A 17199-nucleotide genomic window follows, 5' to 3' on the forward strand; every position below is an offset into this window, starting at 1 on the left:
ACAGTAGAAATGATCTGCCACTGGAATGGACGGTTTATTTGACGAGCCTTTTCGTCTTACCGTAACCTAAATTCTGGTTAATCAACAGACCTGCATGTCATGCAGCATTCTCTTTTTATTATGTCCATCAACTACCTCCTTTCTTGTCCAACCTCACCGAACGCCTGCAACACCACTCCGATATGAAACGGACTTCCCCGCCCCGAGTCGTGGTGAATAATGGACCTGCGGCGGATTTCCCGTGAAACGATACGTAATAAGATTAGTGCCAGGAACGGTATACCGCCGTGCATCGCAACTTAGGAGGCCATTCATGAACCAGGTCAAAATCTCACAATTGAAACAATCGATCACCCCATACGAGAAACCTCATACGAAATCGAGCCTCATTCAACTTGCCAATACACTGGGTCCGCTCCTTCTCCTCTGGTACGCAGCCTATGCGAGTCTTGCTTTATCCTACTGGATCTCACTTCCGCTGACCCTCGTCGCAGCCGGATTTTTAGTACGGACGTTCATTATTTTTCACGACTGCTGCCATCAATCTTTCTTTAGAAACCGTAAAGCCAATGATATCCTTGGTACCATCTTAGGCGTGATGACCCTCTTTCCCTACCATCAATGGAAGCAAAGCCACTCCATTCATCATGCCACAAGCGGGAACTTGGATAAGCGCGGAACCGGCGATATGTGGATACTCACAGTCAACGAATATAACGCCGCTCCATTGCGCAGAAAACTTGCCTACCGCGTCTATAGACATCCTTTCGTAACGTTCGTTATCGGGCCGATCTTCGTGTTCCTCTTTACCTACCGGTTCAACCGCAAATGCGCAAAACGCAAAGAGCGCTTGAATACGTATTTGACGAATGCCTCCGTAATTGCGTTATATACCTTATTGACCTGGGCGGTTGGCTGGCAAGCCTTTATCTTAATTCAGGGTCCGATATTCTTCGTCTCCGGCTTGCTGGGTGTATGGCTGTTCTATGTTCAGCATCAATTCGAGCATTCCTATTTTGAGCAAGACGAGGAATGGAACTTCGTCCAAGCTGCCGTCGAAGGAAGCTCTTATTACAAGCTTCCGAAGCTGATGCAATGGATGACGGGCAATATCGGGTTCCATCACGTCCACCATCTAAGTCCGAAAGTGCCGAACTATCACCTGGAGAAAGCCCATCAAGCCTCTCCTCCCCTGCAAAAGGCGACCACAATTACGATTGGAACGAGTTTAAAGTCGCTTCGTTTCCACTTGTGGGACGAAAACAGCAAGTCGTTCGTAAGCTTCCGTGACCTTCAGCGTATGGCGGGCTAATCCATTGCCGCTAGCGAGCACAAATAAGGCCGCCTCCGATGCATCATAATGCTGCATCGGAGGCGGCCTTGCTTCGACCTATTGCTGCTCGATCTATTGCTGCTCGCCGTCGCGCTTCGCTTTCAGCCACTTCGGTGCGCCTTTGTTCTTGCGCTCGCGCTCTTGATCGCGCTTCGACTTCGTCGGCTTCACCGCCTGCTTCGCTGCCGGCTTCGCAGCTGCCCCCGGCCGGCCGGCCGGCGCCGCTCCGCCGATTCGCTCGCCGCCGGAGCCACTTGCTTCCGCGCTTCCGCGAACGCTCGGCGCAGCAGGCCGCGAATCGGGTGCCGTCGCCGGGCGAGCGCCTGCTCCTGCGCCGCGCGCCGCTCCGCGCTCACCGGCTCCACTACCGCTTCGCCCAGCTCCAGCGCTCGCTCCGCCAAAGCCCGCTCCGCGACTGCCCTGCTCCTCACCGGGATTCCACAGCTTCCCGTGAGACATCGTTTTCTCCTGCAGCTCAATACCAAGCTGCTTACGGAACTTATCCATAATGAACAGCTGATTGCGCGTCACAATGGAGATGACCGTGCCCGGCTTGCCCATCCGGCCCGTACGACCGGAGCGATGGACATAATGATCCGCATCCAATGCCGGATCAAGATGCACAACCAAGGGCAAATCCACAATATCGAGTCCGCGGGCAGCTACATCCGTTGCCACCAACAATTGTAGACGGCCTTCACGGAAACGAGTCAGCGTCGAAGCACGCTTCTGTTTGTCCGCATCGCCATACAGCGTCTCGACGCTAAACCCTTCATAGCTCAGCTTTGCTTCATAATTGGCAATTTCATCGGTCTCGTTAATGAACAGCAGCGCAGCAGCAGGCTTCAGCATCCGAATGAGCTTCCTCGCGGTATCGGCTTTGTCCCGGCGTTCACATACGACAAAATAATGCTTTACCTGCTTGCCCGCATTCTGATCGGCCGTCACGTCCACGCGCTGCGGATCCTGCATCCAGCGTGCTTCCACATCAACCATCGCCTGCGGCCTTGTTGCCGAGAAGAACGCAATCTGCCGATCGCGAACCATGCCCCGCAGCAGCGTTTCCACCTCGACTGTCGAGCCCAGATTAAACACCTGATCCGCTTCATCGATAATGACGAGCCGGATATGGTGCAGCTTCAGCTTACCGGATTTCACAAGTTCATGGATCCGTCCAGGTGTACCAACGACAACATGCGGATGCTGCCGAAGCTTCTCGACTTGACGCTGCATCGATGCGCCTCCAATGAGCTGCTGCGTCTTCACGCCAATCGCTTCACCGTAAATTTCGGCAACTCGGAAAATCTGCATCGCCAGCTCCTGCGTCGGCGCAAGCACCATAACCTGCACATCCTGCTTGGTCACATCCACACGTTGAAGCGCGGGCAGCATATACGCAAGCGTTTTACCCGTCCCGGTCTGTGATTTGGCAGATACATCTTGCCCTGCTAACAGAACCGGTATCGTTGCCGCTTGTACCGGGGTCGGTTTCTCAATTTGATTCGAAATCAGTGTTTCTACCAGCTGCGGATGCAGCTGCAAGGTTTCCCATGTCACGTTCATCAAACTCCTCATCTGCTTGCTATCCTATTTCCGATTCAGCCAGCGCCCTGCGAGCCTGTCTGCCAAACGCGGAAATAATCCATAAATCCGAATGCCGATGGATGCCGACCGCGGCAAGTCCACTTCCGGCTTTCTCCGTTTCATCACTTGCACAATCACTTCCGCCACACGCGCCGGCTTCAGCATAAAGCCTTGTACTTTGCTCGCATAATGACCTTGCGGGTCTGCTATATGTAGAAAAGGGGTATCAATCGGCCCCGGATTAATCGCCGATACATAAATATTCATCGAAGCAAATTCCGATCGCATCGCATTAGTCAGCCCAAGAACGGCATGTTTGGTTGCCGCATAGCCGGATGACTTCGAAGTGCTAAGCTTCCCAGCCATAGAGGCGACATTAATAATATGGCCCCCGCCTTGCTTTTGCATAATAGGCAGCACTGCCTTGGTACATCGAATAATGCCCATATAGTTCGTATCCATCATCTCTTGGAATCGCTCGATCGGAGCATCCGCAAACAACTCAAATACCCCATAACCCGCATTGTTGAGCAGAATATCGATCCGGCCGAAATCCTTCGCGATTTGCTGCACCACGCGCTCAACTTCATCATTGTCGGTTACGTCCATCTTATAGCAGCCATTTCGGCCTCCGACCGCGTTCGCTGCCTCGCGAAGCTTATCCAGCCGTCGTCCGGTAAGGATCGGAATCGCCCCGGCTGCCGCCAGCAATTTGGCCGTTTCCGCGCCTAACCCGCTCGCCGCACCGGTAATAAGTACAATTTTCCCATCCAACATCGTGATCACCTGACTTTCAGTTTACTGCAACAGGTACAAATAGGCAAAATAGGACCGCTACTTAGGGCCCTAAACACGAAAAAAAGCTCCACTGGGAGCTCGAATCGTGTTACGATGCAATTAGTACCTGAATGTCCAGCTCTCCGATTCCATCCATAATCAGCGGAATGGTTAACGCTTTCGATACTTTAAAATCAGTCGCCTGCGATGAAAGTACCAGCTTCGGAGGGGTAATATCGACGCGAACGCCTTGATTGAAGAGCATCGTGCTGGCATTACCGCTAATCATGTTGCCAAGCTCCGATATTGCGCTTTTGCCCATCTCATCCATTTCCGAAATAATGTATCCGCCCATCATAGCCGACACCATTTTAAGAGCTACTTCTTCACTTAATCCAAATACAATATCGCCATTCATTTGACCGTTTATACCAATTTGTATCCAAATATAATCGTGGGTGAATTTAACTTCTTTCACACCGAGTTGACCAGTGGAAGGCCGAATTTGGATAACTTGTTCGATGACAATTTTAGCGGACTCTAAGAAGGGATTAATATATTCAGCCTTCATCGTGAGGTAGCGCCCCTTTTCGACTTAATTCGATGGCATTCGTCTTTACCAATGATTATACAAGAATTGTTAGGTCAAGTATACTACTCAATTGGAGCAAAAGTTTAAAGATTTGTAGAAATGCGTCGAACAAGAGTCTCAGGGAGGATAACCGTGCCGAATGTATGGACTCATTTTTTATTCGGGCAGCAATGCCTGCAAGTGCTTGGTGAACAGCATCTAATTGCTGCACCGCACCGAAAAAATATGTTTAATATGGGCTGTCAGGGCCCGGATTTTCTATTCTATCATCACTTCCTGCCTTGGCAGAGAGGCAAAACGATGAGTCAGCTCGGGAGCGAGATGCATCAATTCCACTGCGGCCCCGTACTTCTGGACTTATTGGATGCTCTGGATAGTACATCGGATGCAGATGCTGCCGCGAGAGACGATGCGCTTGTCTATACGCTCGGTTTTGTGCTGCATCATTTATTGGATCGTGTCATGCATCCTTACGTCTTTAGCCGTTCCGGCTCTCGCAAATGGGATCATCAACGCTTTGAAGTCATCATGGATACATGTATCGTTCGCAAGCTGCTTGGAGCAGAAACGTGGAAGACTGAGGTATGGCGCGAAATTAACAATAAAGGGGATCTGCCCGCTTCCGTAGTGGATGCGTTCGAGCAGATTGCTGCCGTACATTATCCGAAGCTTGCTCCGCTCATACGCCGTGAACACTGGACCGGCGCCATGCGTGACATGATTGCGGCGCAGCGGTTATTCTATGATCCTACCGGAATCAGACGCTTGCTTACGTTTCGTCAAATCGAACCTTTCGTCTATAAACGCGATTCTTTGCAACTAGATATATTAAACGAGTCCAATGCGCCTTGGCTGGACCCGGTCGATGGGCATACGCTCCATACGGAGAGCGTTTGGGATTTGTGGGATGTTGCTTTGACAGAAGCGACAGCGGTCATAAGTGCGATTCTGGCATGGCTTCGAGAGCAAGACCCGCTGGAGCCGATTCTTGGCAGCAGCGAAATCCCTTCCCCCTCCAAACATCAGCTCCGAGAAGCGGTCGTTCAATTAATAGGCAACCGCTCCTACGAAACAGGACTTTCTTGTGACTGCGGGGCATCCATTCAATTCGAAGATCCGATCTGGTCGACGATTTGATTCTAAGATACTTGATTGATCTTCATTCGGCGATAACGAAGGCGAATCAATCTTAACCGATCATAGATCAGATCAAGCGATTTCCCCTTACCTTGCACCGCTTCTTCTCCATACACACGCTGCAGCACCGGCTTCAGATAACGGTCACCGACTGCAATCATCGCATCCCAGACTAGCTGTTGCTCCGATTCCGGCATCGATTCCAGCTCTCGCTCGATAAGCGGCTCTATATCGTACCCTTCTGTCTCCAGCTTCTCAATACGCTCCATGAGATCTCTGCGAGGCAGATCGGTCTGAGCGAGCAGACCCTCTAAGGAGTTGCCCTCGGCTATTCCGCGAAGCAGCTTCTGCTTCTCCTGCTGGCGATCCATCTGCGATTTATACTTGTTTTCCTTCTGCTTATATACCCACTTAATGTAGACCTTAGGATCAATTGCGGCAGATACCCAGTCCAGCGGAAAGCTTCTTTGACGCTCATGTGTCCGCGTAATGGCAAGCACTTCTTCTGCGTATGCAGCCTGCTTCGTCTCGCCCCATCCGGGTATTTGCAGTAGCTCTTCAGGCTGATGCGGCACAAAACTGCTGATCATCCAGAGCATCCGATTGGATGCAATCAGATAGGCGGATTTCTTCCCCTCTACCGCTTTCAAGCGGCGCCATTCGCGAAGTGCTTCGAACAGAACAGGATCGGTGTTCATTTCCCCATAACATTGAATCATGGAATACAAACTGCCCAGCCCATCCTGACCACGGCGTTCCTCCAGCATCCCATCGATCAACGGCGTATATCCTTCACCCATCTGAACGGCAATGCCATGGCGGAATGCCGTCATCATTTCTTCCCACGAGCCGCCTTCAAACCAAACGGCTTGCTGCTCTTCCTGCCCGTTTACATACGATTCCGTCCAAATAACCGACCATACACCGTTTTGCTCGCAAATGGACAACTGTGCTTGTTCCGCACGGCTGTTGTCTTGCCCTGCTTTTTCAAATGTGTTCAAAAATACGACCTGCATGCAGGCCCACCTCCACCTGAAATGTAGTTTAATCAAAAGCCGAAGCACCGGAAAACAAAAAAAAGCACCTCTCACGCCATAGGTATGGCGAAAGAGGTGCTTCCTCACGATGCAATGATTTGATTGCCCAAATCATAGCATAGCCGTCTAAGCATGACAAGAGCCAATTTTCCAATACATGGCTGTAAGCCTGATTGCCCCGCCGCAGAGTGGAATGCTATGATAGATGCAGAATAAAGGAGGAACACGAAATGCTGCTGCCTGATTATGATTTTATGTCCGATACGACGGAGCAAACAACAACTCGCTTCGTTACTTTTATAACGCCGAACCTGAAGCGGTTCGATCTGGCTATTATGACTACCAACCGTTTCTACGGCAAGAAGCTGATCACAGAACTGCAAAGCGGAAAGACCGCAATCATCGGTCAAGACGATTTGGACGAAGAAGGCTACCTGGAATTCACGTTTAAATTAACGGAAGAAGAGGCAGCCGATCTTAAACAATTTTTAGAATTTGTGGTGGGAACGGTGCATTTTACCGACTGACCTCGGGTACACTGTAACGGTCATGAAGAAAGGGCTCCCGCCTTTTCTTTTATTTAACCAATAGCCGCCGCAGGAGGAATCTGCATGTTTATGAAAGAAAACCGTCAGCCCTATACCGATTTGAAGTCGGTCGAATCTCAGCGGAACGATCTCAATGCACAAGAGTTTCCCGATGGACCGTATGGTTCGAAGATTGTGTCCGAATCGCTTAGCAAAAGCAAACCGTGGCGAGTCGATCAACGGCCGCCGAATCGATTTGATTACGAGAACCGCGAGCTGCATGCAGGCATATACCGTGACTACCCCGGTGAGGACGTTTATCCGGATGCAATGGATGAGCCTTAATCACTCTCACACAGAAAACCCGCCAGAGAAGGAAGCACTCTCCTTCTCTGGCGGGTTTTCTCATTTTGTGCTCTATTCCCATTTTAGCTGCTGACCGAATAATAGCGCATTGCTTAACTCGCGGCCCGGAGCTGTAATGGTTTTCCCTTGAAACCAAAGTCCGGAGGAGGCTCCCCCGTCCAGATTCATCGCCTGCTGAGCACCCAGCTTCACCATCACCTGTGCCCACTGCTTCATCGTTGCACCGGGTACGGTTGCCAGCAGAATTGAACCGTCCTTGCCAATGGCGATGCCGCTGCGCGCGCCGCCTCCCGAGAGAATCTTTGGATCCTTGAAGCCTTCTGCGGCAGGATTCAAAGACACAGCACCGTTCGTCACCAATCTCGGACCTGCCCCAACCGCTGTATGAACACCGCTCCAATCCAGCTGCTTCCCCTGCATGTTCGTCAGATTGATCGCGTAATTCACGCGTGCGCCCGCTTCGAATCGCTCTGCTTGCCCTTTCTCGTTTCCTTGGAAAACAAGCACATATCCGTCAGCAGGGATTGAAACATTAATGCCATGGCGAACGCTTGTCACCATGTTATTTCGTACGATTACAGCTGTATCCGCTGCAAAGCCAAGCATTTTGCCCCGTTTTGGCGTAAATAAAATTGCAGATGCACTGCCCGTTGGTTTGCGATTCATAAAGTAGGCATACCATGAAGCTGTACGCCCGTCCTTGCGGACAATGGTGCCGCGAATACTCATGCGCAGCGAATCCATAACGGCGCTGCCATCCCATTTGAACCCGATTGTCGTCCCTCGGTTGCCGATATGTTCAGCCATTCCGCCGCTGATTAAATGCCCGTAGGGGTCCGGAACATCGGTATACGCATCGAAGAATGTGCCGTTTATTGCTATAGCTGCCCGATAATTCGAAGCGATTCCGGCAAGCGGCTGCGTAGAGCCGACTCGGCTATTCGCAAAGCCGACTGCGGCGGTCATTCCTTTGGGAATGGTAACGGTTTGTACCGTAAAGCTTGAGCTGCCCAGCTTGATTCGGCGAACTTCAAGCTTCGGCTTGAAGGCTAACGTGACCGGCTGTGCCTTGGACACGGTAACAGGCAGCTTTAATTGTCCTGTGTACGGCTCGGCAGAAGAGACACGGATGGTCAGCGTCGTCGTACCTGGCGATACCGGGATAAGAACACCCCTTGCATTCACTTTAGCAATGGACGGATTCCCCGTTGTATATTCCAGCTCCACCGACTGCGACAGCTGCAGCTTATCGCCAACCGGAAGCTGCGTTCCAATCGGCAAGGTAATAGACGCTGATTTCCCGTAGGTGATCTGCACTGTTGTCGTCTTCTGAGTTGCCTCGAAATTGTTTACGCTTGGCGTTAAGACAGACTGATCCGTCGCCCACACCATCCCGCCTGCCAATCCCATTGCTGCTGTCAGCAGCACACTTGCCGTCCATACTCGTACGACTTTACTCTTCATCACGGTTACTTTCTCCTCTGACTGTTGATCTTGAGTTCTTTTTCGGTCTTCTCCTCTTGATAATGAAGATAGAAAAACCCGAAATCGGAGAAACTCCGATTTCGGGCTACCTTTTTTCCATGCAGCTTTAATCCTCTTCCATGAGCGATGCTTCCGTAATCGTCCCCTCACTTACAGAAACACGGAAGGTCTTCACCTCAAACGCTGCAAGCACAACCTTGCAAGTGATGCCAAGCATCGGAATCTCCACTTCCGTCTCTCGTGGATTTCCGGTTGGCTCGAACAGGCGAAGCACATAATCATCACTGCGTTCCATTTGCTTGAAGGCTCCCAGTTGAACGACATCATCCTTCAATATTACAAGCGGCTTTACTTTCTCTCCGCGGCCGGATGGGAAGAAAGACAACGCGTACGGTGCCTCATTACGCTGAACCGCCTCACGATCGATCGCGTCAAGGCGCTCATTCGCAGCACCGCCGTTCAGCCAGTATGTAAACTCCCGTTCCCCTTGATCAATGCGCGGAGAGAAACGATCCTGCACAATAAGCGGGCGATCCATAATCGGGTGAGTCGTGTATCCTGGGCTGCGCAGCAGCGTTGGACGAATGGCGCCATCTCTGAAGTCTGAACCATAGGTCCCATTATTAATTAAGGTCAAGGCAGCCTGCTGCTGTGCCGAATGAGCAGCGGTCCACTTCTGCGCCACGGCTTCTTGTCCTGTCGTATCCAGCGACTGCACACCATACACCGTTTGACCGATATACTCAGCATCCGAGAACATCGTTGGAATGGACAGCTTCAGCATCTTGTCCTTTTCATTCCAGAACACCCGTACATGCACTTCAAGCTCGCTGCCGTGTTTAGGGAGTTTGTACGTAAGAACCAGCCGGGAATTCTGATAAGCAAGAACAGCCTCCACTACGGTGCGCACAGCTCCGTCTTCGACAACCCGAACGGATGGCAGCAATGCATGGCGCAAGCCGGAGAAATCAGAGCCTGCTCCCTTATCCATCAGTTGAAACGAACCGATATCCGGCTCAAACCGGTTCGTATCCATCCGCCATGGATCCTCATTATCAGCAACAACGATCGGCTGGAATGCACGTTCCTTTACGTACGAAACACCATCCACCAGATAAGCATCAAGCAAGCCTGTACTTGTATTGATAACAGCTTCCATTCGACCGTTCGAGAATCGAATGGCTTGCTTGTCGACTTCAAGCTGCGGCTGAGGTTTGGCAGGGAGCATCTCTATCCGGCAATCGAAGCGATTCATCGAAGATGGCGCGAGCTCCGCATAGAACACGGCACGTTTCCGCCAATCCAGATTAATATTGCTGTGCTCCTTCTCGGGCTGAGAAGGAATTCTCTTGCCGTCTTGATAGACGACAGGCATCGAGAATTCGTCCTTCCAGTTCTGATCCGCCAGCATAAACTCGCAAGCAAACACACCGTTTACCGGGAATGGATGCGGGTTATAGATAAGAATCGGATATTCGCCTTCCTCTGCCTTCGGTTGTCCGGCTGCTAATGCGAAGAAGGCTCTCGCCTTCAGCCTCGAGACGATTTCCAGCCCATGTCCGAGCAGACGAAGGGATGCATCCTCGGCAGGCTGTACCGACGAGCCTGGCAATATATCATGGAATTGAGCAGTGAGCAGATCATAGGTTGCCTGCTGCAATTCCTCTCTTGGGTAGGTCAGTTTGCCGGCAATTGCCGCTGCGGAGAGCATTCTCTCCGTTACATAGAGCTCATTCTCGAGCAAACGATGCTTCTGCTTAATTCGAATGATGGACGTATAACAACCGACAAACCTCGGATTCAAATCATTCGTATGGCACGGCAATTCTGCCGCCTGATCAGCCAGCTCTGCAAAATAGTGCTCCGGTGATGAATGTACGATTTGAACATCGCTCCGCGCTTCCATCAGCTTGCCGATTTCGTCTAAATCGATGCGGGAAGGGCCGCCTCCATGATTGCCAACCCCCCATAACATCAGGCCAAGCGGCTTGCCTTCATGAGTGCTAAGCCAGTTCTCGATGGACTTACGCGCTTGGCCCATAAGGGTATTATAGAAATAGGTCTGGTGAGCCATCACCTCGGAACCGTCAAATCCAATCCATCTAAACTCCCGCTCCGGGCCAACCGTATGATCATCGGGACGCATAAACAGATAAGAATCGTAACCGGCTTTGCGCATGAGCTGCACTAAACCGCGGGAATGTCCGAAAGAATCGAAGTTGATTGCCGTAGTCGGCCTTGCGCCGAATTTCTCTGAGAAATAAACTCTGCCATGCAGCATCTGCCTCACGATCGATTCCCCTGAAGGCATATTACAGTCCGGCTGAAGATACCATCCGCCCATGATGTTCCACTTGCCTAAGCGTACCAGTTCTTGAATTTCCTCGAACAATTCAGGCTCATATTCCTCAATCCATTTGTAGAGAATCGCTTCATTATGATTGAACACATACCCATCGTATTCCCTGCAAAATTCAGCGGCGGCGCGGAACGTAGACACTGCGGCGGCAGCCCCCTCTTCCCACTCCCACTGCCATACGGGATCCAAATGCGCATTGCTTAGCAAGTGAAGCTTGGCCATCCGTTCATCCTCCCAGATCGATCGTACCGATGTTTGTTAGAAACAAATTATGTTCCTTTCAAACTTACGATACCTTACAATGGCAAAGTTGTATATAACAAAAAAACAATCCTATGGCTGCTATCAGCCATATAGGATTGTTTGTTCTTCATTCCATTTCATTGTACATGCTTATTGTGCTGCAAATCCGCTCTTTAACGCTCTGGCTACCGCCACATTACGTTTGACTTGATGTTCAGCAGCAGCGCGAACGTCTTCCTTCATTGCACCGTCTTGATCTACGGTTACGCTCGTGCCATAAGGATTTCCTCCGGCAACATATACGGATGGATCCGTAAATCCGGGAGCGACCACGATCGCACCCCAGTGGTACATGGAAGTGTACAGCTGAAGAATGGTTTGTTCTTGTCCACCATGCGGATTCTGAGCAGAAGTCATGGCACTCACGACTTTATTCACTGTTTTCCCATGGAACCATAGTCCGCCGGTTGTATCGAGGAACTGTTTCATTTGGGCCGGAAGATTACCGAATCGAGTGGGCATACTGAAGATAATAACATCCGCCCATTCCACGTCGTCAAGCGAAACAGTCGGAACATCTTTAGTTGCCTCAAGATGACTTTTCCAAGCTGGGTTCGTATCAATAACCGACTGAGGCGCTGTTTCCGGTACTTTTACAATTCTCACATCTGCTCCGGCTTGACGGCCACCTTCAGCTGCCCATTGCGCTAATTGATAGTTCGTTCCATTTGAACTGTAATAAATAATGGCTACATTTACTTTTGATGATGTCATTGGTGTGGTCCCCTTATTGAATAATTTTTGCAAAAAACTCATTGTATTATCCCTCCAGATTACATTCATAATTTACTATCTGAGTTGCAATTATCGCTGAGCAGGCTTCACTGTTCTAAGATAATGCACATAATCAATGCTGCTCTGAGCTAACCGTTCATTCGTTACGTCAGAGGTATCATTCAGCGAGAAGTGAGGCAGGTAAGTAGCACTGATAAATTCGGTAAGCGCCTCTATCGGACGCAGGATTTCTTCCAAGGTAAAGCGATTGAACCCTGTTGGTTGGAATGACTCGGTCGTGCCATAAGTGGAAATAGCTACGCCGATTTCTTTCCCTGTCGTTTTGGTAGCATTGGGTCCATAAGCCCAGTTATACAGCAATACTTTATCGAACCATTTCTTCAATAGCGGCGGCGAGCTGTACCAGTACAGGGGATATTGAAAAATAATCCGATCATGGTCTTCAATCAATTTCTGCTCCCTCGGAACGTCGATATTCTCGTCGGGATATTCCTTATATAACTCATGAATCGTAATATCACCTTCATCTCGAACGGCCTTCAACCAAGCTTTATTCCAGTTGGATGCTTCAATGTTCGGATGAGTAACGATGATTAAGGTTTTCATTAATGGTTCATCTCCTTGTTGGGTTTGTGTTTCTACCTATTGAAAGATAGTTAAAGTAGATAGAAGTGGATATTCCAGATGCCCGCATAAGCATCCGCATAATACTAACAGAGTGCCCGATGCCGGCAACACTAACCACAATCCCAGATGCCCGCACAAGCAACCGAGTTATAATCACTATCTTCTCCGTTTTATTTCATATTGCCTTGTCCATGTTTGCTATTCTATCTTTTAGTAGATAGTCTGTCAACATCCAAATCTTCTCATTCGGATGGCAAAGGAACCGTTTGTTCCGGAAGTGGAGTCGAAGTTGATAGGGACCGGCATTTGTTGCATAAAAGGTAACATTTTCGCCGTATCAGCTTCCTAGCTCCACATATGTTGCACGATATGCAACATTTCCATTGAAATCGGGCTACCCAGGGCTAAATTGAGATAAAATGTTGCATAAATTGCAACACTTTCACGCTTCACATAGCATACCTACAGAAATGTTGCAGGTTATGCAACATTTCACGATCATATGAAAAAAAGCAATCCACTCAGCTGACTCAGCCCAAGTAGAATTGCTTTCCTTCACCTATACTATGAACGATAAAGCCGAGTTTCGTCTGTTTTCTCCGGCAGCCATACTTTCATTTGGCCGGCATCCCGATTATCCCACGCATAATAAGGAATCGCCTTGAAGTTTTGATCACCGCTCGGTTCTTCGGCGTATACGGCTACGACCCCTTGCAGCAGCTCCGGCTCATATACGGTACGGAACCGAGTAGCGGCTGTTACGCGTAGTGCGTCATAGCTTGCATTATCGATCTCTTCTATACAATACACGAGCGGACCGCGCTGCAGCGCGACTTTCCCCTCATTGGCCAGGACTAGCGGATGCGAGTAAACGCGCTCGATCTGCATTGTCAGCTCAAGCGTAATTTCGTCTCCCGGCTTCCATTCGCGTTGCAAACGAACATAGCCTTTCACGATTTGGGCATCAGCGACTTCCAGACCTCCGACCGACAACCTGTAGGATTTGCACCATGCCGGGATACGCAGTTGAATGCCGTATGCTCCTGCTTCTCCTTCTTCCACGCGCAGTTTGATTCGACCATTCCATGGATACTCCGTTACTTGACGCAGCGTAATTTCCCCAGCCTGCAAGGAAAGTCGGCCGGTTCCTTCCACGAATTGATTGACGATGATGTCGTTGCCTCGGGTCGCATAAACATAGCCGCCAATGGACGGAATGAACCGAGCAATCTGCGTCGGACAGCAAGAGCAGTCGTACCATGGTACTCGGTGATGTGTCCCGTCTGACTCCAATGGATTGACATAGAAGAACTTATCGCCGGACAAGGAGACGCCGGCAATCGAACCGTTATACATCGCCCGCTCCACGATGTCTGCGTATTTCGAATCCCCATGCAATAAATTCATCCGATGGTTCCACATCACCATCCCGATCGATGCGCATGTCTCGCAATAGGCGCTGTCGTTAGGCAAATCATAATCTGCCGTAAACCCTTCATTATGTCGAGAAGGGCCAATGCCGCCTGTTACATACATATTCCGGTCGACGACATTAGACCAAATACGATTCAGTGCCTCTATGTAACCTTGATCACCGCTCAGCATGGCAGCGTCCGTCATCCCTGCATACATGTACATCGCACGTACGGCATGACCGGTTACACTCGATATATCCCGTACAGGTACGTCATCCTGCGAATAAGCGGCACCCCAATCTGAACGATCCCAACTATAGCCGACGCCATGGCCGTGACCGCGTTCCTCCAGCAGCCAATAAGCCAGTTTCCAGTAACGCTCTTCCCCTGTTTCGACGTACAATTTAACAAGGGCCAGCTCGATTTCCTGGTGACCCGGAACCCAGTGGCGCTTGCCCGGTCCAAACAAAGAATCGATATGATCCGCTACACGAATGGCTACATCAAGAAACAATCTTTTGCCAGTGGCCTGTTTATAAGCAATCGCTGCTTCGATCATATGACCGGCACAGTACTCCTCATGCTTATTCATGTCGGTCCATTTCTTCTCCGGTTCGGCAAGTGTAAAGTAGGTTTGCAAATAACCGTCCTCTTGCTGCGCCGCAGCGATGAGCTCGATAATTCGGTCAGCTTGCGCTTCCATCTCCTCATCGTGCTCAATCAATAGGGAATAAGCGATTCCTTCCAACACCTTGTAGACATCGGAATCATTATAGAAAATCCCCACAAAGCCGCCTTCCTCAAGGCCTCCGGCTTTGGCGAAATTCGATATTCGGCCTGTTGCCTCGCACTGGGCCAGACATGCTGTAATCGTCGATTTCTGTGTCGCCTTAATCCGACTGCTCCAGAAACGATCCTCGATGGAAACGTTCGTGAACGGAATTGCTGTCAACGTTTGGTACGGTAACGCTAATTCTTTCAGTACTGTCATACCGGCTACGACTCCTTCGATTCAGGTAGTGGAATTGGTTAGCGAGGGATTCATGCCGGCTATTCGACTAGCCCTTCATCCCCGTCAATGAGATCCCTTGTACAAAGTAGCGCTGCGTAAACAAGAAAACGAGCAGCACTGGGAAAATAACGAGCAGCGACGCGCCCATCTGAAGCGGCCAATTCGTAGTATATTGGTTGCGGAATACAGACAATCCCACCTCGAGCGTACGCATCTCAACCGTATTCGTGACGAGCATCGGCCACAAGAAATCGGTCCAGACGCCCATGAACGTAAACACCGACAATGTGGCAATTGCCGGCTGCGACAAAGGGAGAATGATGTTCCAGTAAATCCGGAACTCACTGCAGCCATCGATTCGCGCCGCATCCTCGGTTTCCTTGGGCAGGCTGTGGAAGAACTGCTTCAGCAGGAAGATTCCATATGCACTGCTGAGGAAAGGGATAATCTGAGCTGCATAGGTGTCCAACCAGTGGAATTTATAAATCATGACATAAGTCGGGATCGTCGTGACCTGCGACGGAATCATCATGGTCGCGAGGAACAGGACAAAGATTGCGTTGCTTCCTTTAAACGGCAGCCTTGCGAAGGCGTAGGCAGCCAGTGAACAGAATATCACCTGCCCGATAACAACACTCATCGTTACGAAGACTGTATTGTAGAGAAACCGCAAGAACGGTGCCGCTTTGAAAATGCTCATGTAGTTCTCGAACAACCAACTGCTCGGAATGAATTTCGGCGGAAACTCGAACACGGAATATTCCGGTTTCAACGAAGTGGAAATCATCCATAGAAACGGAACCAGCATCGTTAAACTGACGATTCCCAGTACGACGTACGTGAAGATGTCTGCGAACAGCTGCCCTGGTTTTGCTATTTTGCTGCTATTACCCGTACTTGTTATCGTGGCCATCGGTTTATCCTCCCTCCCGGCTTAATGCTCATAATTGAATTTCTTCATGAATTTCACTTGAATGATCGTAATGATGAAAATAATCGAGAATAGCAGCCATGATTGTGCGGATGCGTACCCCATATTAAATACCCGGAAAGCTTGCTCATAAATGTGATACACCACCACATCTGTCGAGCCAACCGGCCCGCCTTCTGTCAGCATGTAGATAACCGTAAACGCCTGGAATGAGCCGATTATGGTCGTCACTGTGAGGAAGAAGACCGTCGGCATGAGCAGCGGAAGCGTGATTGACCAGAAAATCCGCCATTTATTCGCTCCGTCGATACGTGCCGCTTCGTATAAATGCTCAGGAATGCCCTGCAATCCGGCCAGGAAGATGATCATCTGATAGCCGATCCCTTTCCAGACGGTCACAATAATAACGGCAATCATCGCCCATTTGGGATCCATCAACCATTTGGGACCATCAATACCAATCTTTCCTAGCAAATAATTAAACAGCCCGAACTCCGGCTGTAATATCCATTGCCATACCATCGCGATTGCTACCGTCGAGGACACAACCGGCAGGAAGAAGAACGAACGAAACCAATACACGCCTTTCATTTTGCGATTCAGCACAAGCGCTACGAGTAGAGAGACTGCAATTCCCGTAGGAACACTTCCGAATACAAAATAAAACGTATTGACCATCGCATGCCAGAAGTCACTATCATGGTACATCTTGATATAGTTTTTCAGCCCAACGAATGGTTTCGCCGGCTTCAGAATGCTCCACTTGTGGAAGCTGAGATAGAGAGAGAATAGAATCGGAATTAATGTAAATACGGCGAGATGAATAAAGGCAGGCAAGATGAACAAATAACCGATAGGCTTATCGTCGCCTACTGCATGTCCCCTCAGTTTCTTCCAAAAGCTTGGTTTAGCCAGCTTCTCAGACGGCACATACGATTGGGAGGCCGATTCCACTGCTGTTTCCTCCTTCTTAGCCGCA

At 49.9% G+C, this 17199-nt stretch carries 15 protein-coding genes; 4 read left to right on the plus strand and 11 right to left on the minus strand.

Annotated elements, in window-relative coordinates:
* Positions 1–313: 313 nt before the first annotated feature.
* A complete protein-coding gene (locus BLW29_RS05745; protein WP_090977193.1) occupies positions 314–1312 on the plus strand; it encodes a Delta(5) desaturase DesA in 999 nt (332 codons plus the stop codon).
* 93 nt (positions 1313–1405) lie between these two features.
* Here the strand turns inward: BLW29_RS05745 and BLW29_RS05750 are convergent, their stop codons facing one another.
* The 3 genes from BLW29_RS05750 to BLW29_RS05760 all read right to left on the minus strand — a co-directional run bounded on the left by BLW29_RS05750 (position 1406) and on the right by BLW29_RS05760 (position 4265).
* Positions 1406–2896: a DEAD/DEAH box helicase gene (locus tag BLW29_RS05750; RefSeq protein WP_090977195.1), complete on the minus strand. Its 1491-nt coding sequence runs from the start codon at positions 2894–2896 to the stop codon at positions 1406–1408.
* Between the two features lie 24 nt (positions 2897–2920).
* Positions 2921–3694 carry an SDR family NAD(P)-dependent oxidoreductase gene (locus tag BLW29_RS05755; protein WP_090977197.1) on the minus strand — a complete coding sequence of 258 codons (774 nt, stop codon included), beginning with the start codon at positions 3692–3694 and terminating at the stop codon, positions 2921–2923.
* A 109-nt stretch (positions 3695–3803) separates the two neighbouring features.
* Positions 3804–4265, minus strand: a complete 462-nt coding sequence (locus BLW29_RS05760; protein WP_090977200.1) for a chemotaxis protein CheX — start codon at positions 4263–4265, stop codon at positions 3804–3806.
* Between the two features lie 153 nt (positions 4266–4418).
* On the opposite strand from BLW29_RS05760, the gene BLW29_RS05765 reads away from it, so the two are divergent.
* Entirely contained in the window at positions 4419–5423 is a 1005-nt protein-coding gene (locus BLW29_RS05765) for a zinc dependent phospholipase C family protein (RefSeq protein WP_090977202.1), read from the plus strand.
* Between the two features lie 2 nt (positions 5424–5425).
* Here the strand turns inward: BLW29_RS05765 and BLW29_RS05770 are convergent, their stop codons facing one another.
* On the minus strand, positions 5426–6439 hold the full coding sequence (locus BLW29_RS05770) for an HRDC domain-containing protein (protein WP_090977204.1): 1014 nt from the start codon (positions 6437–6439) through the stop codon (positions 5426–5428).
* A gap of 251 nt (positions 6440–6690) precedes the next feature.
* On the opposite strand from BLW29_RS05770, the gene BLW29_RS05775 reads away from it, so the two are divergent.
* Both BLW29_RS05775 and BLW29_RS05780 read left to right on the plus strand, forming a co-directional pair.
* Entirely contained in the window at positions 6691–6987 is a 297-nt protein-coding gene (locus tag BLW29_RS05775; protein ID WP_177186499.1) for a DUF3055 domain-containing protein, read from the plus strand.
* A gap of 84 nt (positions 6988–7071) precedes the next feature.
* The gene (locus tag BLW29_RS05780) at positions 7072–7332 is read left to right on the plus strand and encodes a hypothetical protein (RefSeq protein WP_090977206.1); all 261 of its coding nucleotides are present in this window, start codon (positions 7072–7074) and stop codon (positions 7330–7332) included.
* A gap of 72 nt (positions 7333–7404) precedes the next feature.
* On the opposite strand, the gene BLW29_RS31670 is transcribed toward BLW29_RS05780, so the two are convergent.
* The 7 genes from BLW29_RS31670 to BLW29_RS05815 all read right to left on the minus strand — a co-directional run bounded on the left by BLW29_RS31670 (position 7405) and on the right by BLW29_RS05815 (position 17174).
* Positions 7405–8817, minus strand: a complete 1413-nt coding sequence (locus BLW29_RS31670) for a phosphodiester glycosidase family protein (RefSeq protein WP_256208430.1) — start codon at positions 8815–8817, stop codon at positions 7405–7407.
* Between the two features lie 127 nt (positions 8818–8944).
* Positions 8945–11419 carry a glycoside hydrolase family 38 N-terminal domain-containing protein gene (locus tag BLW29_RS05790; RefSeq protein WP_090977208.1) on the minus strand — a complete coding sequence of 825 codons (2475 nt, stop codon included), beginning with the start codon at positions 11417–11419 and terminating at the stop codon, positions 8945–8947.
* 171 nt (positions 11420–11590) lie between these two features.
* Complete coding sequence (gene wrbA / locus BLW29_RS05795) at positions 11591–12256, minus strand: NAD(P)H:quinone oxidoreductase (protein ID WP_371264683.1); 666 nt, start codon at positions 12254–12256, stop codon at positions 11591–11593.
* Positions 12257–12304: 48 nt separating this feature from the next.
* Positions 12305–12841 carry an NAD(P)H-dependent oxidoreductase gene (locus BLW29_RS05800; RefSeq protein WP_090977213.1) on the minus strand — a complete coding sequence of 179 codons (537 nt, stop codon included), beginning with the start codon at positions 12839–12841 and terminating at the stop codon, positions 12305–12307.
* A gap of 585 nt (positions 12842–13426) precedes the next feature.
* Positions 13427–15268 (minus strand): glycoside hydrolase family 127 protein, encoded by a 1842-nt coding sequence (locus BLW29_RS05805; RefSeq protein WP_090977215.1) that lies wholly within the window; start codon positions 15266–15268, stop codon positions 13427–13429.
* 67 nt (positions 15269–15335) lie between these two features.
* Positions 15336–16202: a carbohydrate ABC transporter permease gene (locus BLW29_RS05810; protein ID WP_090977216.1), complete on the minus strand. Its 867-nt coding sequence runs from the start codon at positions 16200–16202 to the stop codon at positions 15336–15338.
* 21 nt (positions 16203–16223) lie between these two features.
* Positions 16224–17174 carry a carbohydrate ABC transporter permease gene (locus BLW29_RS05815; RefSeq protein WP_090977217.1) on the minus strand — a complete coding sequence of 317 codons (951 nt, stop codon included), beginning with the start codon at positions 17172–17174 and terminating at the stop codon, positions 16224–16226.
* Between the last annotated feature and the right edge of the window lie 25 nt (positions 17175–17199).

Origin of the sequence: Paenibacillus sp. CF384 (assembly GCF_900106745.1) — a bacterium.
In the GTDB taxonomy this organism is placed as follows: Bacteria; Bacillota; Bacilli; order Paenibacillales; family Paenibacillaceae; genus Paenibacillus_Z.